This is a genomic window from Flagellimonas sp. 389 (assembly GCF_018449435.1).
GTDB lineage: Bacteria > Bacteroidota > Bacteroidia > Flavobacteriales > Flavobacteriaceae > Flagellimonas.
The window spans coordinates 131716-156068 of the sequence record NZ_JAHCMU010000002.1; the positions used below are offsets into that span (position 1 = coordinate 131716).

The following is a 24353-nucleotide window of genomic DNA, read 5'->3' on the forward strand; positions in this document are numbered from 1 at the left end:
AGGGCCATTATATTTTCATCAACTATAAATGAGCTTAATTATTCAACGCTTCCGCTCCACCAACAATCTCTAAAATCTCATTGGTAATCGCAGCTTGTCTTGCTTTGTTATAGGTCAATTTTAATTGATCTCTAAGCTCTGTGGCATTATCCGTTGCTTTGTGCATTGCTGTCATACGTGCACCGTGCTCACTTGCAAAAGAATCTCGAACAGCTTTATACAATTGCGTTTTTAGTGATTTAGGAATCAGTTCTTCAACAATTTCTGCCTTAGAAGGTTCAAAAATATAGTCGGCCGCTCCAGAAGTATCTCCCTCAACAGGAACCAAGGGCAAAAACTGTTCGGTCATCACAATTTGTGTGGCCGCATTTTTGAACTTGTTGTATACCAATTCAATTTTATCATAGTTACCTTCAGTAAAGTGATCCATTAAATTCTGGGCAATTTCGGCTACATTATCAAAAGTCAAATCATCATATACTTGACTATGATTCGCAATTACGGTACTTCTTTTTCCCAATAGGTCGTTTCCTTTTTTACCAATGGCCAAGAAATCTACCTGCTTGCCACCATAAGTCTGCTCATGCAAGAATATACTCTGTTTGATGATATTGGTATTGAAGGCTCCACACAATCCACGATTAGAAGTAATAGCCACGACCAAGACCTTGTTTACCGTTCTATTATCCGTGAATTTGCTTCCTGCATCCCCGTCCAAACTAGCACTAAGGTTTTGCAACAGTTCCGTAAGCTTATTTGCGTACGGGCGCATTGCGGTAATAGCATCTTGGGCTTTTTTCAACTTAGCGGCAGATACCATTTTCATGGCACTAGTAATCTGCATAGTTGATGATACCGATGCTATCCTATTTCGTATTTCCTTTAAATTGGCCATTCTTTTTAGTATTTAGTAGTTAGTATTGAGTAGTTAGATTTTTCATCCATGCTACATCATACCGTATACTGTTTACGCAATACTTAATACTAACTTCTATATTTCCCTGATAAATCCTTACAAACAGCAGTCAACGTGTCCGTAACTTCATCTGTCAGTTTTCCAGCTTTTAACGTATCAAGAACATCTCTGTGCTTGGCGTTCATGAACGCTATAAAATCTGTTTCAAATTCTTTTACCTTTTCAACAGGGACATCCCTCAATAGGTTTTTAGAACCTGCAAAGATTATCGCTACCTGATCTTCAACGGTAAAAGGATCATTCTGTGCCTGTTTTAGAATCTCAACGTTTCTACGTCCTTTTTCGATAACGTTCAATGTAGCGGCATCCAAATCGGAACCAAACTTGGCAAAAGCTTCCAATTCACGGAACTGTGCTTGATCCAGCTTTAAAGTACCTGCAACTTTTTTCATGGATTTGATTTGAGCCGAACCACCTACACGAGATACCGAGATACCTACGTTAATCGCTGGTCTCACCCCTTGGTTGAATAAATCCTGTTCCAAGAAGATCTGTCCGTCTGTAATAGAAATTACGTTGGTCGGGATATATGCGGATACGTCACCTGCCTGTGTTTCAATAATGGGAAGAGCCGTTAATGAGCCTCCACCTTTTACCATTGGCTTTAGAACGTCTGGTAAATCGTTCATGTTTTTCGCGATATCATCATCGGCAATCACTTTTGCGGCACGTTCCAATAATCTTGAATGCAAATAGAAAACGTCACCAGGATATGCCTCACGTCCTGGAGGTCTTCTTAATAACAAGGATACCTCGCGATACGCCACCGCTTGTTTTGATAGATCATCATAGATAATCAACGCTGGACGACCTGTATCTCTAAAATATTCCCCAATAGAAGCACCAGCAAATGGCGCATATACCTGCATTGGCGCAGGATCGGATGCATTTGCTGCAACTATCGTCGTATACGCTAAGGCGCCTTTGTCTTCCAAAGTTTTTGCAATGGCAGCAACAGTAGATGCTTTCTGTCCAATAGCTACATAGATACAATATACCGGTTCACCGGCATCGTAAAATTCTTTTTGATTTAATATGGTATCGATACAAACCGTAGTCTTACCTGTTTGACGGTCACCAATAACCAATTCACGTTGTCCTCTACCCACAGGAATCATCGCATCGATTGCTTTGATACCTGTTTGTAATGGTTCGTTTACCGGCTGACGGTAAATTACACCTGGTGCTTTTCGCTCCAATGGCATTTCGTAAGTTTCTCCGGCAATTGGGCCCTTACCATCGATTGGTGTTCCCAATGTATTTACAACCCGGCCAACAATTCCTTCTCCTACATTGATGGAAGCGATACGTTGTGTTCTTTTTACCGTTGCGCCTTCCATAATTTCTTTGGACGGACCCAGTAATACAACACCAACATTATCTTCTTCTAGGTTCAAAACAATACCTTGCATGCCACCGTCGAACTCGACAAGCTCTCCGTACTGAACGTTTGAGAGTCCATAGACACGGGCAATACCATCCCCCACCTGCAAAACTGTACCTACTTCATCCAAAGAAGCGGTAGCTTCAAACCCTGATAATTGTTTTTTCAAAATTGCTGATACTTCAGCTGCTTTTACTCCTGCCATTTTTCTAGATATAAGACATAAGAACCAAGACGTTAGATACTCGGTTCGCTTTATTTATAGACTATTTGTAAATTCTCTTTTTAATCTGTCCAACTTGTTTGCTACACTGGCATCGTACTGTAAATCGCCAACACGCAACACAAATCCTCCTATGATGCTTTCATCAATCTTGTTTTCTATCGTAACCTTGTTGCCGGTCATTTTTGCAACTTCCGCCAACGCCTTCTTTTCCAAAGCTGTCGTCAAAGGAACCGCGGTAGTAACAAAAGCTACATCCTCTCCTTTTAATTGCTCATGGAGAATAATATACTTTAAGGCTACTTCTTGCAACAGTGCAATTCGTTTATTATCCGTTAATGTGCTGATAAGTCCTTTTGTAATCTCATCTGAACTCTTGAAAATTTCCTGTAGCGAGTCTTTTTTTACCTGACCCTTTACAACAGGGCTCTCCAAGAAATTTTGAAGCTCTGTATTTTCAGCAATTGTAGCTGTTATTTCTCGCATGTCCTTTTCTACAGCAGCTGCCGCTTTTTTTTCCAATGCGAAATCCAAGGTTGCTTTTGCGTAGCGTATGGCCGCTCTACTTTCGTTCATCTCCTTCTAGTTCAATTCGATATCGCCCAACATATCGTCGACCAATTTCAGTTGCTTCTTCTTGTCGGATAATTCTTCTTTGATCACTTTTTCAGCAATCTCCACAGAAAGATTTGCAACCTGAGCCTTGATGTCGGCAACGGCAGCTTTCTTTTCGCTTTCGATAGTTGCTTGGGCCTGCTTGACCAATTTATCGCCTTCTACCTGAGCTTGTTCTTTGGCATCGGCAACAATCTTATCTTTGATTTCACGAGCTTCTTTAAGCATTGCTTCTCTTTCTGCTCTTGCTTCCTTTAAAAGTTTTTCGCTGTCCGCAGTTACGTTCTGCATTTCCTTTTTTGCATCTTCAGCGGCATCCAATGCATTTTTTATACCGTCTTCGCGATCATTTACAGCTTTTAAGATAGGTTTCCAAGCAAACTTCCACATGAGGAACAACAACAACCCGAACAATAAGGTTTGCCAGAAAAACAGTCCTAACGAAAACTCTTCCAATAACTTAGCCATAATTCTTTTTTATTTGTATACATTTTTAAACAAAGCAAGGGCTGTAACCAACCGTTACAGCCTTTTGCCTTAGATGTTCTGATTATACTGCAAATAAAGCAGCAAAACCAATACCTTCAATCAACGCTGCCGCAATCAACATCGCTGTTTGGATTTTTCCGTAAGCTTCAGGCTGACGTGCTATAGCATCCATTGCAGAACCACCGATTCTACCGATACCCATACCAACACCAATAACTACTAAACCTGCACCTACCATTACTGGAATTTCCATATCTATCTAGTTTAAAAATTAAAAATTCAATACTTAGTTGCCTCCCTATGATTTCGACTACGCTCAATCAACGGTCGGAATAATTATAATTAATGGGCAGTTTCTGCCTCATGCTCATGTTCGTGCTCATGTTCTTCAGAGGCAAATCCGAAATACAGGGCAGACAACATGGTGAAAATATATGCTTGTAGCAATGCTACCAATACTTCAATCAATGAAATTGCAAAGGCCAGTCCAAAGGATAATGGACTTCCCAACCAACTTTTAAAGATGAACATTAACCCGATCAAGCTCATCAATACAATATGTCCCGCCTGCATGTTTGCGTATAAACGAATCAATAATGAAAATGGCTTAATGAACAGTCCTAAAATTTCAATAGGAACCAATATAATGTACAATGGAATCTTTGCATACCAAGGCATGGAATCACCAAGCGGATTAAACTGGTGCATCCAATAATCTTTTGTCCCGGTTAAATTAGTAATCAAGAATACCATTAGAGCCAAAGCAAATGTTATAGCTATGTTTCCCGTAACATTAACTCCAAGTGGTGTCATACCGAACATGTTCAAAAACCAAATAAAGAAAAATATGGTCAGTAGAAACGGCATGTATTTTCCATATCGCTTCTCACCAATATTTGGTCTAGCAATGTCATCTCTAATATATAGTACAATAGGTTCAAAAAATCTTCCTGCTCCTGTTGGCACGCCGTTATTTTTCGCATATGATCTTGCAAGACTGGAGAACAACCACAACATTAAAGCTCCGGTAATGATAATCATTACCACATTTTTTGTGATTGATAAGTCCAAAGGTTTTACATTGGTAGCATGATGCTCTTCATCATAATTGATGGTTCCTTCGGCATCTGTCTTATATACTTTACCGTGGTAGAGTTTGTAATAATTTCCATCTACTTCAGCTAAAGTCTCGCCATGGTGAAATTTTGAAGAAGAAAATACCATTAATCCGTTATCCCATAGAATAACAGGTAATGGAAAACCAACATATTTGTGTTCCCCGTCATCTGTTGTGTAAGAAAATAATGAAAAGTCGTGGGAATCTTGAAGGTGATGGGTGATGTATTCCTTTATTTCGGTCTTCAGGTCTTTGCCGTGATTTCCGGCTTCGCTATCCTTTTCACTTGCAAAAGTGAACTGACCTAAAAAAAGTGTTGCAACTAAAAGAATTTTTGTAAAAACAGTTTTTCGCATTTTGCTCAGAATATCGGTCTTTCAAAATCCGTGCAAATGTAAGTCTTTCTAACAAAAAGAAAAAAGCTTTCAAACTTTTATTTAAAAGTAGGTTAGGTGAGTTATAGCTTAGGTGAATCTTCTAGATTTTTGAGCATTTTTGAAGTGAAAAAGGTCTCTAAAAACAGTGCTATGGCATATGGAATAAAAAAGGCTGCAAACTCCATGGCAGACATGTCCCCGTCTTCCTTGTAGGTTGGATAGAAGAACAGAAAGAAAATGATAAATTTCAAGAAGCTGCCCCCCATGAACAAAAATCCGATCTGGTTTTTTAGTTTCTCCTTAAAATGATTCAACAAGATAAAAACTGCAGCGGCCAAAAAACCGTTTACCAGATAAGACCGTACAATAAGGTTGTCTAATGTGGGCAAGTCCTTACTTTCTAGAACAAGTACATGTAGTCCAAAGGAAAGAAACAAGGAAAGTGCAAGAAGTAAAAAAAATTGAGTGGGCAGGTTGAACTTTGACATTAATACTTAATACGTTTCAATTGCTGCAAAACTACCCAAATCGAAATTGCCACTCCTAATAAAGTGGCAATTACAGTGAAAATATTTTTTTCGCTTTCATAATGGGTATCCAACCATTTTCCACCCTTGACGGCCAAAAATATAATAGCGCCCATTTCAAAAGCAATGCCGGACAGCATTGCCGCATTCTTAAGATTGTTCTTCTTAGGAGACTTTTGCTGGCTCATTGGTCTTTGTCGACTGCTGCTGCAATCTATTTGGTGTAGCTGTTCCGCCAACAGCTCCTTTGCCCATTGTACATGAGGCATTGAACGTAGCTCCCGGCTCAACGGCCAATTTAGCAACGGTTACGTTACCTTCAATATAAGCAGAGGCTTTTAAAGAAAGTAAGTCTTTAACCAAAAGTTCTCCGTTGAACTTTCCTTCAATGTCAGCGTTTACACATTCTACTTTACCATTAATGTAACCATCTTTTCCAATGACTACTTTTCCAGAGGTCTTTACGTTACCTTCCAATTTTCCATCGATTCTGAAATCAGCTTCGGAAGTAATGTCACCTTTAATCTTTGTGTTCTTTTCAATTCTGTTGGGTTGTCCACCAAATTCTGTCATAGGGCGAGGTTTTTTGTTGTCTGAAAACATTGTTTTCTAGGGTTTTGGGGTTAATATATGTTCTTTGTATGATTCTAAATTCTTGTGTACTTGTATTATTTTGTAATTGTCGGATAAAACTACAAAATTCTCGTCTTTGATGCGGTAGTCCTTGTTGTTTTTTATAAGCTCCGCATAGCCTAGCGCAAAATCTTTGGATTTGAAACCGTGTACTACCACAAATTGGTCTTCCAAGTTATAAATATCCTTGGAAATCACGTTTTTATATTTTAAATCTACGATGGATTCCTCGAGTCTATTTTTAAGTTCCAACGCTTTTTCATTGTCCTTTATTTTAAAAGGGAAGACGACCTTCCAATTTCCAGCACCAGAAGAACCCGTTTCTGGAGAAAAGTCTTTGCGCTCTAATTTTGGCAATTGCTCTGCAATTACTTGTCCCGCTTTTTTACCTTCGGGATTGTTAGGGTAGGTAAGCGCAACATAATTTAAGGCCTCTTTAAAGGGCTCAAAACCTTGAAGGCGACCTATGGCATTTGCCTTCAACATTTCAAACTTGGGAACTATAGGGTCTCCCGTAAACTGATTGATATATAATTGCGCTCTGGTGATTACCTCTAGATATTCCTGTTTTTGATATCGCTTGTACAAGGAAGCATACCTCGCATCTGGGCTGTCCGTATTTCCTTCCAATACGGCCTGGGGATTTAAGAGAATCTCTGCATAACGTGTGTCCGCATGGTTGGTAATGATATCTTGTTTCATGTTACGTGCCAACGGACTACCTGTTTCTTCATAAATTTTATAGAGATTGTATTTTGAAGGCAGTATCAATCGTTGTTCTGGGTTTGAGGCAAGTACTTGTTCCAGTTTCCCAGCGGCCAATGTATTTTCTTTGAACTTTTCTTTGTAAATCAACCCTAATTGATAGTTGGCAAAATTTCTTTCTGTTCGTAAACTGTCGATAATGGCAACATCTGTGGGGACCTGTTCCAAATAAAAGTCGACCGAATATTTTTGTTCTTCGGTCAGTTGTTCTGTAGCTTGTCCGTTAGCTAAAACATCCTCCCCGGTAGCTTCAGATGGTAACGCTCTATTTTTATTGCTCCATCGCCAGTCATCTTCCAATTCGCGATTTCCCCAACGGGTTTTAAAATCGTTTTTTCCGTATCCAAGGCTGGTCACATTATAAAAATAGAACTTCCCTTGATTCTCTTTTCCTCCCTTAGTCTCAGCAAATGCCGCAAAACCAGCGGTGGTTCTTTTTAACTCTTTCTCTAGAGCTGCCTCTTCCTTGCGCTTTAATTCTGCTATATAGTCCTCAAAATATGCTTTGCGCTCGGCTTCTGGCATTTCGTAAACGGTGATGGTGCTGTCCGCATATTGTACAATGTCCTCGTACTTGATGACATCTTCAAGATTGTCCAGTTTCTTTTTGATTCTTCTGTGTTTTCTCGAATTTTCTTTAAGGTTGGTCAACGTACTATCGTAGTAAGCACCTGCAATTTTGTACTCGTTCTGATCAAAGTTATAATCTGCTAAAGTCTGATAGTTTAAGGAGTTCAATTTGCGGTCCCCTCGATTGGCCCTTAGTGATTTATTGTAATACACTATCGCCAAACTGTCCGTTTGGTTTGCCAAATGGTATTGTGCGATTTCCCTGTAAATCTTATCCAAAAAAGGCCTGTTCTCCCTATTCTCCTCCAAATCTGTGAGATATTCCAGTAATTCTTCCTTATTGGAATCCGTAATCTCTGTGTTTTGGATTTTCTTTAGATGGGCATTGATCATATAGACTCTGGGCGATCTTCTGTTGAGGTCAATTACTTTGTCATAGGCATAATTGGCACTGTCCTTAAACCCTAGTTCATTGTAAAGCTGCCCAATAATAAATAGGTATCTTCCTTTTTCTGGATTCTTCTTCGTGTAGGCTTGTGCTATTTTTAATTTTTGAATCGCGGTATCCTTTGCTTTCAAATTTATAAAGCATTGTGCTATCACTGCGTTGGCATCTGCATACTCTTGGTCCTTCAACTTCTCGAATTTGAACATTCGTCTTAGGTTCTTAATCGCCAGTTCCGGATTGTCCAAACGCATATTGGTCTTTTCGCGCCAAATGGTAGCCTCGTTCAGTTTGTCGCTCTCGGTATATTTTCTAAGGATGTAATTAAAAGATTCCAAGGCAGGAATGTAACGTTGGTCAAAATAACGTGCTTTGCCCAACAAAAGGAAGGCTTCATCCGTTTGTGGATTTCGCTCTTCATCCTTAATATCCATGCTGTGCTTTTGAATAGCTTTTGTAGCTTTTTCTTCAGCAATGATAAAATTTGGGTTATTGTCCTCTGAATCCAGTTTTATTTCTTCGGTAACTTCCAAACGTTCTACGGGCAGTATTTCCCAATAGTCATCTCTGTAGCTGGTATTTAATTCTTCCCTCCCAAGTTCAAACGCAATATTGCCATTGTACAGGGTGTTGTACTTGGTGTTGAGCGCATGCCAATTGCGGTTGATGAACTTGTCCTTTTTGGTAGAGCATGAATTAAATGTCAGGCCTACAAAGACAAATACGATAATAAAAGAATGTTGAAGCTTCAAAATTATAGGTAATCGTGTTTATTCTTAACTTAAAAACTATCAGAATATTATGTAGCTCATCGGTAAAATGCAATATTTTTTTCTGACCTCAAAAAGCATTAACATTAAAGTGTTCCTACCAAGCAGTGGGATGCTCATAACTCAACCTACTTCGATTGTATTTCGATTTGTAGGCCACCGGGGAAATCCCAGCATATTTTTTAAACACCTTTCTAAAAGCTTTTTGGTCCATGTACCCGACTTGGTACATTACCTCGTTCACATTTTGTTCCGTAGATTCCAAACTGCGCTTGGCAGCTTCTATCTTTACTCTTTGAATGTACTGTGAAGGTGTATTTTGGGTCGCTTTTTTAAACCTGCGCACAAAGTTTCTGTTGCTAATGGCATATTCTCTTGCCAATTTTTCGACCGATATTCTTTCGTTGACATTACGCTCTATGTATTTCTGCGCCTCTTTTATGGTAAGGTCATCATGGTCTTTTTGTCCTTGAAAAATAGCGAACTGATTCTGGTTCTCACGATCAATATCGATTTCAAGGAACTTTGAAATATAAACAGCTACCGCTCTACCACAATATTTTTCTACCAAGTGAAGCATTAAATTTAAGAAAGAGTACGCTCCACCACTTGAATAAACTCCATCCTGATCGGTAACTATTCTATTGGAAACTAAATTGACCTTGGGAAACATTTTCCTGAACATGTCCATTGCTGCCCAATGGGTAGCGCATTGCTTACCGTCCACTAAGCCTGTTTGTGCCAACACGAACGCACCAATGCACATACTACCCACTTCCGCTCCATATTGGTTTCTTTGTCGAAGTATCCAAGGTACAAAATCCTTATTTTGTCCCAAATCTTCCAATAACTTATCCGGTCTAATCGCCGGTATCAATATCAAATCGGTTTTTTCAATATCATGGATGGTGTCGCTACAGTGAACACTGAATAAACCATTGTATAAAGAGTAGTCCTTTTCCAACCCCACTAAATGGACCTTGAAAAAATCCTCGTTTGCTACGCTAGTCTGCTTTAAATAGCTATTTGCTGCCATTAAGACCTTAAGGGGGCCTACTATGCTGCTCAAAATTGCATCCCCTTTGGGAACCAGAATACTTACATGTTTCATTATCAATACTTTTATAGGATAAATGTAGTCGTAAAAATTGGCGTAATCAACCCTTAAAAGTGTCTTGTATACCCTCTTTTTGGGCCTGTTTCTTTTGTAGTTTTGGATTATGGAGTTTGATACGTTCAAAGAAATCAGGAAACTGTTATGTTCAAAACATCCTCTTGTGACCGAAGGAAAAATGATGAGCTCTCCTGCAATCCACTATAACAACAAGGTCCTTGCATTTTTTTCCAGAAGCCATAAAATGGTCTTTAAATTGGGGAAAGACTTCAAGGTTGATCAAGTCAATGTCGAACTTAGGGAATTCAATCCGTTCAAAAACAAAGGTCCTTTATCTGGTTGGTACGAAGTGGATTTTACGGAAAAAGAGGTTTGGGAAGAACTGACAAACCTCGCGTTAAGCCTAGCTAAGGAAAATTCTTGAAAATCTTGTCCAAATGAAACCAATTAAATCGTCTCATTAAAAACAAACCTTAAAACTTACTAGATGATCAATGAAACATATAGTTCCTTTTTTAAAGAGTTGGCCAAAAACAACTACAAAGAATGGTTCCACGCCAACAAAAAACGCTATGAAAATGACGTCAAAATGCCATTTTTAAATCTACTGAATGCCATTCTTCCCACTTTAAAGCAATGGGAAAGCAAAATTGATGAGGATTCAAAAAAAGCATTGTTCCGTATCAATAGGGACATTCGATTTTCCAAAGATAAATCCCCGTACCATACCATAATGAAAGCTGGTTTTTCCTCGGGAGGCAAAAAATCGGAGTTACCTGGCTTCTATTTGGGCATTGATGCTGAAAATATTCATGTAGGTGGGGGACTTTTTATGATAGGTACGCCAGAACTAAAAAAACTTCGGTACAAAATTGCGGAAAACCCTGAAGTTTTGTTGTCCATTGTACAACAACCGGATTTTACACAAAACTTTGGAAAACTAAAAGGAGACAAAGCCAAACGATTGGATAAGGAATTAATGGTTGCAACTGAAAAGACAGATTTGGTTTTAAACAAGCAATTCTATGCTATGTCCGAATTTCCATTGGTACCTTTTTATGATTCTGAAATTTTGATAGAAGAGATTTTGAATCACTTTAAAGTAATTCGACCACTAAATGCATATCTAAATGAGGCATTGGCCTAGCTGAGTTTTTTATTAACCATATTATATAAATATTAACAAATGACAACACAAGAAGTAGCAGACAAATTGGTAAGCCTTTGCAGGGAAGGCAAGTACGATGAAGCCTATGGTCTTTATACCAAAGACGCAGTAAGTCTTGAAATGCCCGGAGTGCCCAATGAAAAGACCGAAGGGCTTGATAACATACTAAAAGGTTTTGAACAATGGGCAAGCAATATCGAAGAGACCCATGGCGGTACGGTCGGTGACCCCGTGGTCATGGGCAATCATTTTTCGGTTCCCATGTCCAGCGATGTCACCTTTAAAGGAATGGGCAGGTGCAAAATGGAGGAGCTTTGCGTATATGAGGTGGAAAACGGAAAAATAAAGAAGGTCCAATTCTTTTATGATCCATCAGTAATGTCTTAGGAGTTTATGTATCAATCTAATGGTCAAGCGCTTCAAATTGAGGCGCTTTTTTTATCCCCCAAAGAACGTTTCGAGTTCTTTAAGCGTTTCTGCAGAAGTCTGGATGTCCTTTACAACTTCACCTTTGTTCAACACTACAATGCGTTCACAAACTTCAGTAACATGGATTAAATCATGGCTCGAAACCAATACGGTAACATTTTCTTTGGTCGCCAATTCTTTAATAATACCCTTTAAGCGTATTTGGGTCGTGGGATCCAAATTTGCAAAAGGCTCATCCAGAATCACCACCTCAGGATTGCCAATAAAAGAAGCAACAATACCTGCTTTTTTTTGGTTTCCTTTGGAAAGGTCTCGCAGATATTTTTTCTGCCCAAGAATTTCTCCATGGAAGAAATCTTCAAATTGTGATAAAAGCGCATCTACATCTGCCTTGTTTCTTCCACGTAGTTCCCCGATAAAGTAGAAATATTCTTCAGGGGTCAAATAGCCTATCAGAAAGGTTTCATCAATAAAAGCTGAAGTAAATGGTTTCCATGCCTCGCTCTGATCTACTTGGATTTCGTTGTTAATGATATGGCCAGTGGAGGGCTGTATCAAATCCAACAACAACGAAAAGAGTGTGGTCTTGCCCGCACCATTATTGCCTACAAGGCCAAAACTTTGTCCTTTTGGAATTTCTAAAGACTCAACGTTCAAAACAGTCTGTGAACTATAGGTTTTTGAAAGGTTATGTGCTGTAATCATATATTTGGTGTTTTGATTTGATCGTTTCGACTTCGCTAAACGATCATGTGTTGGTTTTAATTATGCTTTTTGTTTGTAGGCAACTAGCGTTTTATACTTTTCCTTTTTGTAGATTTTTTCGATTATCTCAAAAGCCTTGTCCTTAAAAACAAAGCCGAGTACGCCGAATAACGTTACGAAAATATATCCAGCGGCCGGACTAATTGCAAAATGTCCTATCGTGTAAATAATTATGGGCAATAAAAGTTTAGGTAAGGTCAAGAGCAAGGTCTTTGCGTTGAACGCTTGCTTATCACCAAAGGCTTTTTTATTTGACGTAAGGTCAATAGGAGTTTTTACGTAAGCTCCGCCCCAGAGCACTAAATACGAATTAATGCCCACGTTATATATTGCCCCAGCTAAAACGGCTGCATAAGCTTCCCATCCGTAATAGAGATAAAATGTTGCTAAAAAAGTTGATATCACAGTGGCGATAATGACCAAATACCATTTGGAGCTCAGGTATTCTTTATACTGAATGTTTTGACTCATCATCAAGGGATAATAACTACTGTCCCAACTTGGCACATACTGCCCAAAACTAAAGAGGAATCCACCCGTAACAAAAATTCCGGCGAAAATCTTCATGAATGGATTATCGTAAGATTCAACGGCCCCTCCAAAAAATAGAAGGCCATAGAAAATAAAAAAGAATCCCATAATCACTGCCGTGCGCGCGCGTTTGTTTCTTTTAATAAGCTTAATATCATTTTTTAGGAAGGTACCAAGATTACCAAAGCGATTTAACCAATCAAGATTTTCGGTTTTTGCTTCGGAAGCTTTGGTGGCCAATCCACCATCCAAGTACATATTCTTCTTAAAATAATTGAACGCAGAACCAAACAAGGCCAAAAGAATGGCCCATGGAATCAATGCTGTTACAGGTATATCGAAAAGTATATCGAACAATGGGGCGGTGTAGGTTGTAATATCAAACCAACCGTAGTATTGGGAAACTCCCAGTAGTATAAAAAGACCCGCAATACCATAAAAGACATTGTTTTTATTGTTGACCAGTACATTGATAAAATTATTGCAATAGATCAATGCCATTAATCCCAAATGCCATCCAACAACATTGGCAACGCCATAATCTTGCGTTAGTAAAACAATGCTAAATGGCACAAAAAAGAAGGCATGTGACCAATTGAAAAAAGACACCGCTGTCTTACCCAAAGAATAGTAAACTACCTGGCTCTTTTTAAAAGGCAAGTACAACAAGGGCTTAATGTTGGTAACCGGCATTTTTTGCAACATGTACCGAAAAACCATATCAAAGGCCAAATAATAAATCATAAATTGATTGACCACGCGCAAAGGGTCTCCCAAATCTGCATCTTCAATGATAAAATAAACCCCTACGCCCAAGCTTAAAAAAACCCCTATAAAGTAAAGTGCTCCAAAAGCCATTAGGATTTTAAACCATATTTCCGTTCGAAATGAGGCCGACCTAAAAAAGGATTTCCATTGAAGGTTGATGAAGTGTTTGAACATAGGTTGGTGGTTTTCCAAAAGTTAGTACCTAAAGTACACGATTTGTTACAAAACGTGTGCTTTTTTTAAAATTCAACGTTCAAAATAGACCGAATCCGTAATTTTGCAAAAAAAATTGATAGTCCATGAGTGATTTTCACGCATTAAAAATTGCCGCAGTAGATTCCCTAACATCAAATTCAGTAGCCCTTACTTTTGAAATTCCAGAAAGCCTTAAAGATACATTTGTCTTTGACGCCGGGCAATACATTACCTTAAAGCATCAAATAAATGGTGAAGAAGTGCGCAGAGCTTATTCGATATCCTCCGCGCCATCATCTGGAAAACTTACCGTGGGAATTAAGAAGGTACCAAATGGTACATTTTCTGTTTATGCCAATGAACATATGGCTTGCGGTGATGTCACAGAAGTAATGCCACCTGAAGGTCGCTTTGTTTTTGAAAAATCCAAAGCAGCAAAACAAGTAATGGCGTTTGCAGCAGGAAGTGGAATCACGCCTATCATGAGTATAGCTCAAACTGTATTGGAGAGTAATACTGAAAACACTTTTGTTCTCGTTTTTGGAAATCAAACTCCAGATGAGACCATGTATCGTAATGCTTTAGTACAATTACAAGAAAAATATGCTGATCGGTTTTTTATTCAATGGGTGTACAGTCGTTCTTCTGAACCGGATTGCTTATTTGGCCGTATAGAAACCTCAACGGTCAATCTCATCACTAAAAATAAATTCAAGGACACAGCTTTTGATGCCTACTACTTGTGCGGGCCTGAAGAGATGATTACCATAGTATCCGATACCTTAAAAAACAATGAAGTATCTGAGGACAAAATCTTTTTTGAGCTTTTTACGGGCACTGAAACTGAAGATACCTTGGCAGAAGATCTAGAGGGAAAAACAAAATTGGAAGTTCTGGTCGATGATGAAACCTTCTCCATCGTCATGGATAAAAAAGAATTGGTTTTGGACGCCGTTTTAAAGAAAAATATTGACGCTCCCTATTCTTGTCAAGGCGGTGTATGTAGTAGTTGTATTGCAAGGGTAACAGAAGGAAAAGCAGAAATGGTGAAAAATCAGATTTTAACCGATGGCGAAGTGGCAGAAGGGTTGATTTTAACTTGTCAAGCGCATCCGACTACTCCGACTTTAAAGGTGGATTACGACGATGTTTGATTACTAATTGAAAGGCATAAGTTGAAAATTAAAAATGAATATTACGCCAAATTTTTATTTTGACTTTTCCATTTTCAATTCATTCTCAAGCGCTCTACTGGCATAATCGTACCCTAAGGTAAAAGCTTTTTCAATCCCTTTTTTATCCAACATACGAATGGTTTCCAGTTCCTTTGGCTCAATATAGAAATCGCATGCTTTTACTTTTTGGTGATTGGATGCATAAATCATTAGTCCAGTTACCCTCCCAGCTAATTGAAAAGAATTCTTTAGGTGCTTTTTTTCAAGTTCACCTACTATGGAGACATTGCTCCCTATGATGAAATCTGTTTTGTCGTCCACACATTCCTTTGGAAAGTTGTTCATAATACCGCCATCTGCGTAGAGTATTCCATTTATTTCAACAGGGCTGAAAACAGGTGTTAGTGCCGCCGAAGCTAAAAGCGGTCTAATCAATTCGCCCTCAGAAAACAATTTTTCCTTTCCTTTTAATAAATCGGTTGCAACTACATATAAGGATTTTTCCAAACTCTCAAATGAGTTCTTGGGAAAATAGCTTTTAAAGATGTTAAAGTATCTTTCCGTATCTATAAATCCAGGTTTGCTGATAGCAAAAAAATTGTATTGAAACAGTGGCGTCTGCTTAAAAAACTCCAACATGTCTTTTTCAGAATTACCATTGGCATATAGTGCCCCAACCAAAGCACCTACACTTGAGCCTGCAATAAAATTTGCCTCTATATCAAATTCTCGCATTGCTTTTATAAGGCCAATGTGTGCCATTCCTCGAATTCCCCCTCCTGAAAGAACCAATCCAATGCGTTTTGCCCCTATAATGTCAACCCCCATGATTTATGTCGATTTAAAGCATCATAAAATTAGTTCCTTAAGGTCAAACCTAGCAACTTCAACGTATTTTTTAAGACAATATTACCGACTATTGGGTCTGTAAAGCATTCAGATACAAGGTAATTTTACCGTACATCGAATACTTGTTATTTTTAATCTATGAAATTCTAACATGTTGATTTTCAAAACCGACCAAACAGTCGGAATGTTAAAATTGATGATTGTGCACAAAAATTGTAATCAAGAATACCTGTTTTCGACCAAACTAGGTATACATATATGTTGTATGTTTATAGTATAGGCATCTAATCTTGAAAAATACTTTCCAAAGAGAAACGGCAGTTTTAATATTTGCGAATTCCGCGATTGTGGATGCTCGTCTTAAAAACACGATGGCAAATCCGGACTTGTTTCAGGCATTGACCAAGCGTACGCTTCAAATTGTTAGTGCATCTGGATTACCCTATTTTCATTTTACCGAAAAAGAACAACAAGGAACAACCTTTGGCGAACGTTTTTCCAATGCTATTGAAGCAATCTATGAAAAAGGGTATGAAAATATTATAACTGTAGGTAATGATAGTCCACAGCTAAAAACCTCCCATATTCTTGAAGCTGAACAACAGTTGCAATTAGGAAAAACAGTTCTTGGGCCTACGCTGGATGGTGGATTCTACTTAATGGGACTCCATAATTCCAATTTTGACCCTCATCTTTTCAAAAAATTACCTTGGCAACGTTTTGGTCTTTTAAACAAAATATCAAACCTAATTGCCAGTTATGATTCCCATTTGTTCAGACTTCCTGTTTTGCAGGATATCGATAACAAAGAAGATGTAAAAACTTTATTGAATTTTTCCAAGACGGTTGCAGCTTCAATCCTAAAAATTCTTCAGGAATTATTTAAACCCTCTTTCCGGATTACCTTAAAAAATGTCCGGATCTGTCAATCAAATTTCACCTCACTTTATTTTAATAAGGGTTCACCAGTCTTAATGCAATTTTCCTAAGCGTTTATAAAATGGCATCCCTGCCATACAAAGACTAACGATTAAACTCATAAATGAACTATTTTTTATTGACCATGGCTTTGCTCATTGGAGCAAGTAGCCAGGCGCAACAAAATGTAACGGGCACGGTAACAGATGCCAACAATATTCCTATACCCTATGTAAATATCGTTTTGTTAGGCTCACAAACAGGCACAATAACCGACCAACAGGGAAATTATACCATTACGGTTCCTAATGCATCGTCGGTTCTTGAATTTTCTGTTTTGGGATATCAAAGCCAAGCCATTAGTGTAAACAATATAACCACTATTAATGTCCAACTTGTTGAATCTTCTGAACAGTTACTAGAAGTCGTATTAACAGCGCTAGGTTTAAAACGAGAAACCAAGGAGTTGGGCTACGTGGTACAAAGCCTCGATGCTGAAGGGGTCACAGAAGTAAAGGCTGTTAATTTCCTGGACAATCTAGCAGGGAAACTGGCAGGTGTGACGATTAATCAGGGAGCGACCGGAGTAGGTTCCACATCACGGATAAGTATTCGTGGTGAAGCTTCTTTCTCCAATAACAATCCATTATTTGTGGTGGATGGCGTTCCCATCAACAACAATTCTGTTTTCAATTTCACCAATGAGGCAGCGGCAGGTTTTCAAGAGGTGGATTTTGGGAATGGTGCCATGGAAGTAAACCCAGACGATATTCAGGAAGTTTCCGTATTAAAGGGACCAAGTGCTGCCGCCCTCTACGGAACGCGTGCCGCAAACGGTGTTATTGTTATTGAAACCAAAAATGGTTCAAAAAGTAAAGGTTTAGGAATAAGTTACAATACCAGTTTTTTTGTGGACACTGCTTTTCAATTACCCGATTTTCAAAATGAATACGGACAAGGACAATCTGGTTCATTTGAATTTGTCGACGGATTGGGAGGTGGAACGAGCGACAACATTACCTATAGTTGGGGTCCACGATTGGACGTTGGTAATTTAATTCCCCAGTTTGATAGTCTGGTTACCTTAGCAGATGGAACCAACGTGAGAGGAGGAGATACTTCTTTATACAATGGTCTACCGATTACCCCGACCGAGTTTCGTTCAAATCCGGATAATCTGAAAGACTTTTATCAAACCGGAACTACTTTTATCAACAACCTTGCTATTTCATCGGCGTTTGACAAAGGAAATTATCGGCTTTCTTTTACCGATTTACGAAGCGAATCCATCATTCCAGGTGTAAACTTGGACCGTCAGACCATTAGCGCAAGACTTTCTTTTAATCCAACGGATAGGTTACGTATTAATTCTTCCATTAGCTACGTAAACTCACAAAGTGATAATAGACCATCAAGTGGTTATGGTTCGGAAAATGTAAACTACTCACTGGTCGCATGGGGACCACGTTCCCTGAATATTGACAGTCTTAGGGATTACTGGCAGCCTGGCTTGGAAGGCGTACAGCAATTTTCATACAACTATACGTTTTTCGATAATCCATTTTTTATCCTGTTCGAAAACAGAAATTCATTCAATCGAGATCGCGTATTCGGAAATGTATCCGTATCCTACGACATTTCGGACAACATTACCGCAACGGTTAGAACCGGAATGGACTATTCAGATGAACTTCGACAGCTTAGGCGTTCGTTCAGTTCCAATCGCTTTGCAAATGGGGGATATGCCGAGCACGATGTGTTTTACAGGGAAATCAACACCGATTTCCTGTTGAACTACCATAACACTTTTGGCGATTTTAAGGTTGATGTCTCGTTGGGAGGAAATCGTTTGGACCAGAAAGCATTTACATCGCAGTCACAAACTACCGGTTTGGCACAACCTGGTATTTTTAGGCTATCCAATGCGGCATCTCCCATAGAGGTATTTGAATTTGAGTCCAATAAGCGTATCAATAGCTTTTATGGCCTGGCAAAGTTCGGGTACAAAGATTTTCTCTTTTTGGATATAACGGGGCGTAATGATTGGTCGAGTGCGTTGGCTACGCCATTTTCCGTTGACAATACTTCGTTTTTTTATCCTTCGGTTTCCAGTAGTTTGATTCTTTCAGAAATAATAGACTTGCCTCAGGCAGTTTCATTCGCAAAACTACGGGCAAGCTGGGCACAGGTAGGAAATGATACGAATCCCTATCAAACTACAGGTGCTTTTGTAGCGCAAACCCCATTTAATGGACAGCCTACGTTTAGCGAACAGAATGTAATAGCCAACCCCAATCTAAGACCTGAACAGACTTCTTCTTTTGAGGTAGGGGCAGATATTAGGTTATTTAGCGACCGATTGAATTTTGATATTTCCTACTACAATGCAGTCACTAAAGACCAAATTATTTCCTTGCCCATTGGTATTTCTTCAGGATTTACGCAGCAGGTCGTCAATGGGGGTAAAGTTCGCGCCAAAGGACTTGAAATTATTGCGAGCGTAACGCCTATCAGCAATGCAAACTTTAGTTGGAACAGCACCTTTAATTTTAGTAGAAGCCGAGCCACCGTTGAGGATTTACCACAAGAAGCAGGGCGTTTGACCTTAGCCTTTTCCAGAGTTTATGACAGTCAAAACCAAACGGTATTTTTACAGGTCGAAGAGGGTGGTAGAATCGGTGATTTGTATGGAACAGGTTATCTAAAAAATGACAATGGGGACTTTATCTTAACGGATGAAGGTCGCTATATTCCGGATAATACCCTTCAAAAACTGGGAAACAACAATCCGGATTTTATGCTTGGTCTTAACAATCAATTCAAGTTCAAAAATTGGGATTTGGGTTTTTTGTTGGACTGGCGCCAAGGTGGAATCATTGTCTCTAGGACCAGGGCGTTGGGAAATGTTGGCGGGCAATTGGCCGAAACCGCATTTAGACCGGAAGAAGGAATTATCCCTGATGGAGTGGTCAATGTTGGTACGGATGAAAATCCAGTTTTTGAACAAAATACAGTTGCTGTTACTGCAGAAAGCTATTACCGACAGTTTTTTGACCGAAACCACGAAGAAAACAATGTGTACGATGCCTCTTTTTTAAAATTAAGGCAACTTTCCATTGGGTATACTTTTAAGAGTTTTCAGCTATTTCAAAATGATGCAAGCCTAAGGCTTTCCTTAATAGGGCGCAATCTTTTTGCGATTACCGAGAATCCGCATTTTGATCCCGAACAGTTTGCCGTTCAGGGAAACGGTTTTGTGGGAGGTGTTGAAGATATGTCATACGCCACAACACGAAGTATAGGGTTTAAAGCAGGATTTAATTTTTAAGATGATGAAATTGATGGTTATAAGAGTACTAACATGGCTACTGCCCCTAAGGAAATCAAAAAGCAGGACAAAGCTGTATCCTATTGTCCAACGAATTGATTATAAGACCCAAAGTACCCATTTAAAATTGTATTTGAGCTTTGTACTTGTGTTTGTATTTTCCAGCTCCTGTACTAAGGATTTTGAGGAAATCAATACCAATCCCAATCAGCCTTTATCCGTACAGCCAAGTTTGTTGCTTAGACAGGTAATTTATGATTATGGGGAGCAAATGTCGTATGAAGGCTTTACCGGGGGTAATCTTTTGGGACAGTATACCACGGCCTTGGATTTCAATCTTTTTGATAGACACGATTTAAAGTCGCCGCAATTGGGAGGCAATCCATGGCCTATATTCTTTCAAAACCTACGGGATAATGAAAGTATTATCCAGTTGGCCCTCGAAAATGAAACCTTTGCGGTTTACGAAGGCCCTTCCCGAATTCTAAAAGCCTATATGGCAGCCGCACTTACGGACCTTTTTGGGGATGTCCCCTATTTTGAGGCATTTCGCGGAAAAGAGGGAACAGTTACTCCCGTCTATAACACCCAGGAAAGTATTTATACTGGAGAAGATGGTATTTTAGACAACCTCAACAAAGGAATCACTGCCCTGGAAAATTATACGGGTAGTATTCCCTTAGAAGGTGATATTCTTTTTAATGGCGATCTGGAAGGATGGATTCGATTTGCAAATTCCCTTCGGATAAAATCCTTGATACGAATTTCAAGTCAAACAGATGTAGCGGCTGATTTACAATCCATTTTTACGGATGGGAATTTCATCGTTGAAAATATAGAGAATGCCATTTTCAATTTTACGGATGGAGAACCCAACAATTTCCGTTTGGCGCGATTGCGTATTGGTGACTTCAACAACTTTGTAATGTCCGAAACCATGGAAGAGATTCTAGTAGGATTCAATGACCCAAGGATCGCAACACTTTTTAGGCCTTTTAGCAACAGTGATTCAGGCGAATTCAATGGGTTGCTCAACGGTATCGACGCTACACAGAACGCTGCCATACTTGCCGACTTTTCATTGGCGGGAACCATCTTTAGGGAAAATACAGGAGATTTGGATGCCAACTTCATGACCAGTTGGGAAACTCATTTTCTTTTGGCCGAAGCAGCTGAACGCGGATGGATCACAGCGGATGCACAAGAATTGTATGAAATTGGAGTGACCCAGGCTTTTGAATATTGGCAAGTAGCACTTCCAGCAGATTATTTAACCAATAGCGCGCCTTTCGGTGCAGGGGGCGATGCCTCAATTGAGCAAATATTGACCCAAAAATGGATTGCCAATATCATAAATGGTTATGAAGGTTGGATCGAATATCGCAGAACAGGCTTTCCAGAGTTAAAGACGCTATCCGCAAGTTTAAACAATGATATTATCCCTGTTCGTATGCCCTATCCGGCAGAAGAGGAAGCGCTCAATAGTGTGAATTATGCCGATGCAGCTTCCAGAACAGATGGAAATAGTATAAATGTACCCGTTTGGTGGGATGAAGATTGATTTTTCAATAAAACAATTTGAAAATGAATTAATGTTAATCAAAGGAAGATTTACAAATAACGATGTCAAAGTAAATACAAAGTTCAAATGACTGGAGCAATTTTTTGGCAATGGGGTTTGGTGATAGCATCTAGTTTGGTGTTGTTTCTACTCGCTCCCTTTGCTAAAAATACCAATCAGTTTTTTAATGCTGTTTATCAAGAAAAGACCCCTAATAGCCTTGTGCTCATGGGGTCTTTGGTCATTTCTTGGATTTTTGCAAAAAGTATAACCAATGCTGCCAATCTAGGACTGGAGTTTGGGTTGGTCGGTGGCGCGGCCTATGCGGCCTACTACTTGTCTTTTGCCGTGGCAGGCATTGTCATTTATCGCATGCGAAAATTTGGAGGTTATAACAGTATCCATCATTTTCTCACCTCCAAATTTGGAAAAAGTGCGGTTGCCGTATTTTCAATTTTGATTACCATTCGTTTGTTCAATGAGGTTTGGAGCAATACCATGGTCATTGGCTCTTATTTTGGGGATATGGGTTCCACACCTTACTACCTTTCCATATTGGTTTTTACGGCATTGACCTTGGCCTATGCATTAAAGGGAGGATTGAGTAGCTCCATTTTTACGGATAGCATTCAAATGGTATTGTTCTCCATATTGCTCATTGTCATTTTGTGGAACGTTTTTGCGGCAGATGCCAGCTTTTCTGGAGGGACGGTACTAAAATCGGGTGTTTGGTCTTTCGAAACCGGACTCAATTTGCTCTTTGCAGCCGTGCTTCAATCGTTTAGCTACCCCTTTCATGACCCTGTGCTAACGGATAGAGGGTTTTTAAGTTCCCATAAAATTACCTTGAAAAGCTTTCTGTGGGCCAGTTTTGTCGGCGGATTATGCATCGTGCTGTTCAGTATTATCGGTATTTATGCGCAACATCAAGGTTTTGCCGGGCAGGCAGCGGTTGTTGTTGGGCAGTCCTTTGGCATTGTTATTCTATTGGTCATCAATTTTATCATGATTACTTCGGCAGCTTCTACTTTAGATTCCACATTTTCCTCTTTTTCCAAGTTGCTTTCCATTGATTTAAAACTTGGAAACAGTTTGAAATTTGGTCGTATTGCCATGATCTTGATTGCGCTACTAGGGACCATTCCGGTTTTTTTGGATGCTGAAATTCTATCGGCCACTACCATTAGCGGGACCATGGTCATTGGTTTAACCCCTATTTTTATGTTCTGGAAGAAATCGCCCCCTAAAACTAGTTTTCACTTGAGTGTTTTCTGCGGTTTGCTGTTTGGTCTCTTTTTGGTCTTTGACTGGTTTCCAAAATCATTGATATTCACTACAGGAAGGTATGCGGATTTGCTCTGGATCAATTTCTGGGGCATTCTATGTTGTATCCTATTATATTTGACACCGCTATGGATAAGAAGATAAAACATATCGGCCCAAAAAGCGGGAAGCTATTGCTCTTTGGCGGGGTGTATAGTAATCTACAGGCCTTGCAAAAATTAATCTCCATAGCAGAAGCTGAAGGTATTCTTCCTGAAAATTGCATTTGCACAGGGGATATCACCGGATATTGTGCCCAGCCCGAAGAAACTATTGCTTTGTTAAAAAAATGGGGCGCTTTAAGTATCGCAGGAAACGTAGAACTGCAATTGGCCAATGACAGTGAAGATTGTGGATGTGATTTTAAAGCGGGCGGTCGGTGCGATAGTTTTTCCAAAATGTGGTTTCCCTATACCAAAGCACATCTATCAGAATCATCCTTGGAATGGGTTTCCCATCTTCCGGAGTATATCTCTTTTGATTACGGAGGTAAAAAAGTGACCGTGGTACATGGCAGTTATGAAAATGTTTCGGAATTCATTTTTGAATCCACTTCAGAAAACATTAAAAACGATTGCTTGGAGCAAACCAGAAGCGATGTAATCGTGGCGGGACATTGTGGATTGCCGTTCAGTCAAACCCTAAAAGATAACCTATGGTTAAATCCTGGGGTCATTGGCATGCCGGCAAATGATGGTACCCAACGGGTTTGGTATATGCTACTGGATAACGAGGATGGAAAGCTTAAATATACCCATCGGTCTTTTGAATATGACCACAAAACAGCACAGCAGCTCATGTATACAAACCATTTGCCCGAAGCTTATGCGGATACGCTCGCTTCTGGTATTTGGGACAATATGGAAATCCTTCCAGAGCTCGAAAAAATGGTTCAAGGAATTCCAATCAATTTAGATAATGACTCAAGACAAAATATAGAACCTAAAACAAGTAAAAAGATGGCAGATTCGTATTACGACCCCAAGGACCTTAGAAAATTTGGAAAAATCACGGAGTGGAGCGAGGAGCTCGGAACAAAATTCTTTGATTATTATGGTAAGGTTTTCGAAGAAGGTGCACTAAGTGCTAGGGAGAAGTCTTTGATTGCCCTTGCAGTATCCCATGTGGTAAAATGTCCGTATTGTATAGATGCGTATACCAAGGATGGACTGCAAAAGGGAATTACCAAAGAAGAAATGATGGAAGCTGTACATGTAGGTGCCGCCATAGAGAGTGGTGCCACTTTGGTACATGGCGTACAGATGATGAACAAATACAACAAACTATCCATGTAAGGAAGGTGTCTAATTCGAGATAGGATTAGTATTCCTGACTTTA

The 24353-nt window shown here is 39.4% G+C and carries 23 protein-coding genes and 1 pseudogene; 10 read left to right on the top strand and 14 right to left on the bottom strand.

The window, feature by feature from the left end; genetic code table 11:
• Positions 1–34: 34 nt before the first annotated feature.
• The 11 genes from atpG to KIM67_RS02310 all read right to left on the bottom strand — a co-directional run bounded on the left by atpG (position 35) and on the right by KIM67_RS02310 (position 10002).
• On the bottom strand, positions 35–895 hold the full coding sequence (gene atpG / locus KIM67_RS02260; RefSeq protein ID WP_213829749.1) for an ATP synthase F1 subunit gamma: 861 nt from the start codon (positions 893–895) through the stop codon (positions 35–37).
• Between the two features lie 89 nt (positions 896–984).
• The gene (gene atpA / locus KIM67_RS02265; RefSeq protein WP_213829750.1) at positions 985–2565 is read right to left on the bottom strand and encodes a F0F1 ATP synthase subunit alpha; all 1581 of its coding nucleotides are present in this window, start codon (positions 2563–2565) and stop codon (positions 985–987) included.
• Positions 2566–2619: 54 nt separating this feature from the next.
• The gene (gene atpH / locus KIM67_RS02270; protein ID WP_213829751.1) at positions 2620–3159 is read right to left on the bottom strand and encodes an ATP synthase F1 subunit delta; all 540 of its coding nucleotides are present in this window, start codon (positions 3157–3159) and stop codon (positions 2620–2622) included.
• 6 nt (positions 3160–3165) lie between these two features.
• Complete coding sequence (locus KIM67_RS02275) at positions 3166–3666, bottom strand: F0F1 ATP synthase subunit B (RefSeq protein ID WP_213829752.1); 501 nt, start codon at positions 3664–3666, stop codon at positions 3166–3168.
• 82 nt (positions 3667–3748) lie between these two features.
• Positions 3749–3940, bottom strand: a complete 192-nt coding sequence (atpE, locus tag KIM67_RS02280) for an ATP synthase F0 subunit C (protein WP_112378043.1) — start codon at positions 3938–3940, stop codon at positions 3749–3751.
• An 89-nt stretch (positions 3941–4029) separates the two neighbouring features.
• Complete coding sequence (atpB, locus tag KIM67_RS02285; protein WP_213829753.1) at positions 4030–5160, bottom strand: F0F1 ATP synthase subunit A; 1131 nt, start codon at positions 5158–5160, stop codon at positions 4030–4032.
• 101 nt (positions 5161–5261) lie between these two features.
• On the bottom strand, positions 5262–5669 hold the full coding sequence (locus KIM67_RS02290; RefSeq protein ID WP_213829754.1) for a DUF6168 family protein: 408 nt from the start codon (positions 5667–5669) through the stop codon (positions 5262–5264).
• On the bottom strand, positions 5669–5896 hold the full coding sequence (locus KIM67_RS02295) for an AtpZ/AtpI family protein (protein WP_213829755.1): 228 nt from the start codon (positions 5894–5896) through the stop codon (positions 5669–5671). The genes KIM67_RS02290 and KIM67_RS02295 overlap by 1 nt, the downstream gene beginning before the upstream one ends.
• Entirely contained in the window at positions 5874–6311 is a 438-nt protein-coding gene (locus tag KIM67_RS02300) for a polymer-forming cytoskeletal protein (protein WP_163417087.1), read from the bottom strand. Before KIM67_RS02300 ends, KIM67_RS02295 begins: the two co-directional genes overlap by 23 nt.
• A gap of 6 nt (positions 6312–6317) precedes the next feature.
• Entirely contained in the window at positions 6318–8873 is a 2556-nt protein-coding gene (locus tag KIM67_RS02305) for a lipopolysaccharide assembly protein LapB (RefSeq protein WP_213829756.1), read from the bottom strand.
• A 115-nt stretch (positions 8874–8988) separates the two neighbouring features.
• Positions 8989–10002, bottom strand: coding sequence for a GlxA family transcriptional regulator (locus KIM67_RS02310; protein WP_213829757.1), 1014 nt, complete (start codon positions 10000–10002; stop codon positions 8989–8991).
• Positions 10003–10168: 166 nt separating this feature from the next.
• On the opposite strand from KIM67_RS02310, the gene KIM67_RS02315 reads away from it, so the two are divergent.
• From KIM67_RS02315 to KIM67_RS02325, 3 genes are all read left to right on the top strand, one after another.
• Positions 10169–10429, top strand: a complete 261-nt coding sequence (locus KIM67_RS02315; RefSeq protein ID WP_213829758.1) for a hypothetical protein — start codon at positions 10169–10171, stop codon at positions 10427–10429.
• A gap of 63 nt (positions 10430–10492) precedes the next feature.
• Positions 10493–11152, top strand: coding sequence for a DUF2461 domain-containing protein (locus KIM67_RS02320; protein WP_213829759.1), 660 nt, complete (start codon positions 10493–10495; stop codon positions 11150–11152).
• Between the two features lie 39 nt (positions 11153–11191).
• Positions 11192–11560 (top strand): nuclear transport factor 2 family protein, encoded by a 369-nt coding sequence (locus KIM67_RS02325; RefSeq protein WP_213829760.1) that lies wholly within the window; start codon positions 11192–11194, stop codon positions 11558–11560.
• A 51-nt stretch (positions 11561–11611) separates the two neighbouring features.
• Here the strand turns inward: KIM67_RS02325 and KIM67_RS02330 are convergent, their stop codons facing one another.
• Together KIM67_RS02330 and KIM67_RS02335 are read right to left on the bottom strand one after the other, a co-directional pair.
• Positions 11612–12307 carry an ABC transporter ATP-binding protein gene (locus tag KIM67_RS02330; RefSeq protein WP_213829761.1) on the bottom strand — a complete coding sequence of 232 codons (696 nt, stop codon included), beginning with the start codon at positions 12305–12307 and terminating at the stop codon, positions 11612–11614.
• Between the two features lie 60 nt (positions 12308–12367).
• The gene (locus KIM67_RS02335) at positions 12368–13840 is read right to left on the bottom strand and encodes a DUF5687 family protein (protein ID WP_213829762.1); all 1473 of its coding nucleotides are present in this window, start codon (positions 13838–13840) and stop codon (positions 12368–12370) included.
• A gap of 125 nt (positions 13841–13965) precedes the next feature.
• Between KIM67_RS02335 and KIM67_RS02340 the strand changes: the two genes are divergently transcribed.
• On the top strand, positions 13966–15015 hold the full coding sequence (locus tag KIM67_RS02340) for a ferredoxin--NADP reductase (protein WP_213829763.1): 1050 nt from the start codon (positions 13966–13968) through the stop codon (positions 15013–15015).
• A 54-nt stretch (positions 15016–15069) separates the two neighbouring features.
• On the opposite strand, the gene KIM67_RS02345 is transcribed toward KIM67_RS02340, so the two are convergent.
• Positions 15070–15864 carry a patatin-like phospholipase family protein gene (locus KIM67_RS02345; protein ID WP_213829764.1) on the bottom strand — a complete coding sequence of 265 codons (795 nt, stop codon included), beginning with the start codon at positions 15862–15864 and terminating at the stop codon, positions 15070–15072.
• Positions 15865–16175: 311 nt separating this feature from the next.
• On the opposite strand from KIM67_RS02345, the gene KIM67_RS02350 reads away from it, so the two are divergent.
• From KIM67_RS02350 to KIM67_RS02375, 6 genes and pseudogenes are all read left to right on the top strand, one after another.
• A complete protein-coding gene (locus KIM67_RS02350; protein ID WP_213829765.1) occupies positions 16176–16874 on the top strand; it encodes a DUF2064 domain-containing protein in 699 nt (232 codons plus the stop codon).
• A gap of 53 nt (positions 16875–16927) precedes the next feature.
• The gene (locus KIM67_RS02355; protein WP_213829766.1) at positions 16928–20131 is read left to right on the top strand and encodes a SusC/RagA family TonB-linked outer membrane protein; all 3204 of its coding nucleotides are present in this window, start codon (positions 16928–16930) and stop codon (positions 20129–20131) included.
• A gap of 13 nt (positions 20132–20144) precedes the next feature.
• Entirely contained in the window at positions 20145–21692 is a 1548-nt protein-coding gene (locus tag KIM67_RS02360) for a SusD/RagB family nutrient-binding outer membrane lipoprotein (RefSeq protein WP_213829767.1), read from the top strand.
• A gap of 87 nt (positions 21693–21779) precedes the next feature.
• Complete coding sequence (locus tag KIM67_RS02365; protein WP_213829768.1) at positions 21780–23120, top strand: sodium:solute symporter; 1341 nt, start codon at positions 21780–21782, stop codon at positions 23118–23120.
• A pseudogene (locus tag KIM67_RS02370) lies at positions 23105–23734 on the top strand (metallophosphoesterase); the annotation flags it as partial. The gene KIM67_RS02365 and the pseudogene KIM67_RS02370, both read left to right, overlap by 16 nt.
• A 240-nt stretch (positions 23735–23974) precedes the next feature.
• On the top strand, positions 23975–24310 hold the full coding sequence (locus KIM67_RS02375; RefSeq protein WP_094999161.1) for an arsenosugar biosynthesis-associated peroxidase-like protein: 336 nt from the start codon (positions 23975–23977) through the stop codon (positions 24308–24310).
• The last annotated feature ends 43 nt before the right edge of the window (positions 24311–24353 follow it).

Coding starts and splice junctions, on each gene's coding strand:
- KIM67_RS02320 (WP_213829759.1), top strand. CDS start 10,493: ATGATCAATGAAACATATAGTTCCTTTTTTAAAGAGTTGGCCAAAAAC.
- atpH (WP_213829751.1), bottom strand. CDS start 3,159: ATGAACGAAAGTAGAGCGGCCATACGCTACGCAAAAGCAACCTTGGAT.
- KIM67_RS02365 (WP_213829768.1), top strand. CDS start 21,780: ATGACTGGAGCAATTTTTTGGCAATGGGGTTTGGTGATAGCATCTAGT.
- KIM67_RS02375 (WP_094999161.1), top strand. CDS start 23,975: ATGGCAGATTCGTATTACGACCCCAAGGACCTTAGAAAATTTGGAAAA.
- KIM67_RS02345 (WP_213829764.1), bottom strand. CDS start 15,864: ATGGGGGTTGACATTATAGGGGCAAAACGCATTGGATTGGTTCTTTCA.
- KIM67_RS02330 (WP_213829761.1), bottom strand. CDS start 12,307: ATGATTACAGCACATAACCTTTCAAAAACCTATAGTTCACAGACTGTT.
- KIM67_RS02340 (WP_213829763.1), top strand. CDS start 13,966: ATGAGTGATTTTCACGCATTAAAAATTGCCGCAGTAGATTCCCTAACA.
- KIM67_RS02275 (WP_213829752.1), bottom strand. CDS start 3,666: ATGGCTAAGTTATTGGAAGAGTTTTCGTTAGGACTGTTTTTCTGGCAA.
- atpB (WP_213829753.1), bottom strand. CDS start 5,160: ATGCGAAAAACTGTTTTTACAAAAATTCTTTTAGTTGCAACACTTTTT.
- KIM67_RS02360 (WP_213829767.1), top strand. CDS start 20,145: ATGGTTATAAGAGTACTAACATGGCTACTGCCCCTAAGGAAATCAAAA.
- atpG (WP_213829749.1), bottom strand. CDS start 895: ATGGCCAATTTAAAGGAAATACGAAATAGGATAGCATCGGTATCATCA.
- KIM67_RS02325 (WP_213829760.1), top strand. CDS start 11,192: ATGACAACACAAGAAGTAGCAGACAAATTGGTAAGCCTTTGCAGGGAA.
- KIM67_RS02290 (WP_213829754.1), bottom strand. CDS start 5,669: ATGTCAAAGTTCAACCTGCCCACTCAATTTTTTTTACTTCTTGCACTT.
- atpE (WP_112378043.1), bottom strand. CDS start 3,940: ATGGAAATTCCAGTAATGGTAGGTGCAGGTTTAGTAGTTATTGGTGTT.
- KIM67_RS02355 (WP_213829766.1), top strand. CDS start 16,928: ATGAACTATTTTTTATTGACCATGGCTTTGCTCATTGGAGCAAGTAGC.
- KIM67_RS02310 (WP_213829757.1), bottom strand. CDS start 10,002: ATGAAACATGTAAGTATTCTGGTTCCCAAAGGGGATGCAATTTTGAGC.
- KIM67_RS02300 (WP_163417087.1), bottom strand. CDS start 6,311: ATGTTTTCAGACAACAAAAAACCTCGCCCTATGACAGAATTTGGTGGA.
- atpA (WP_213829750.1), bottom strand. CDS start 2,565: ATGGCAGGAGTAAAAGCAGCTGAAGTATCAGCAATTTTGAAAAAACAA.
- KIM67_RS02295 (WP_213829755.1), bottom strand. CDS start 5,896: ATGAGCCAGCAAAAGTCTCCTAAGAAGAACAATCTTAAGAATGCGGCA.
- KIM67_RS02335 (WP_213829762.1), bottom strand. CDS start 13,840: ATGTTCAAACACTTCATCAACCTTCAATGGAAATCCTTTTTTAGGTCG.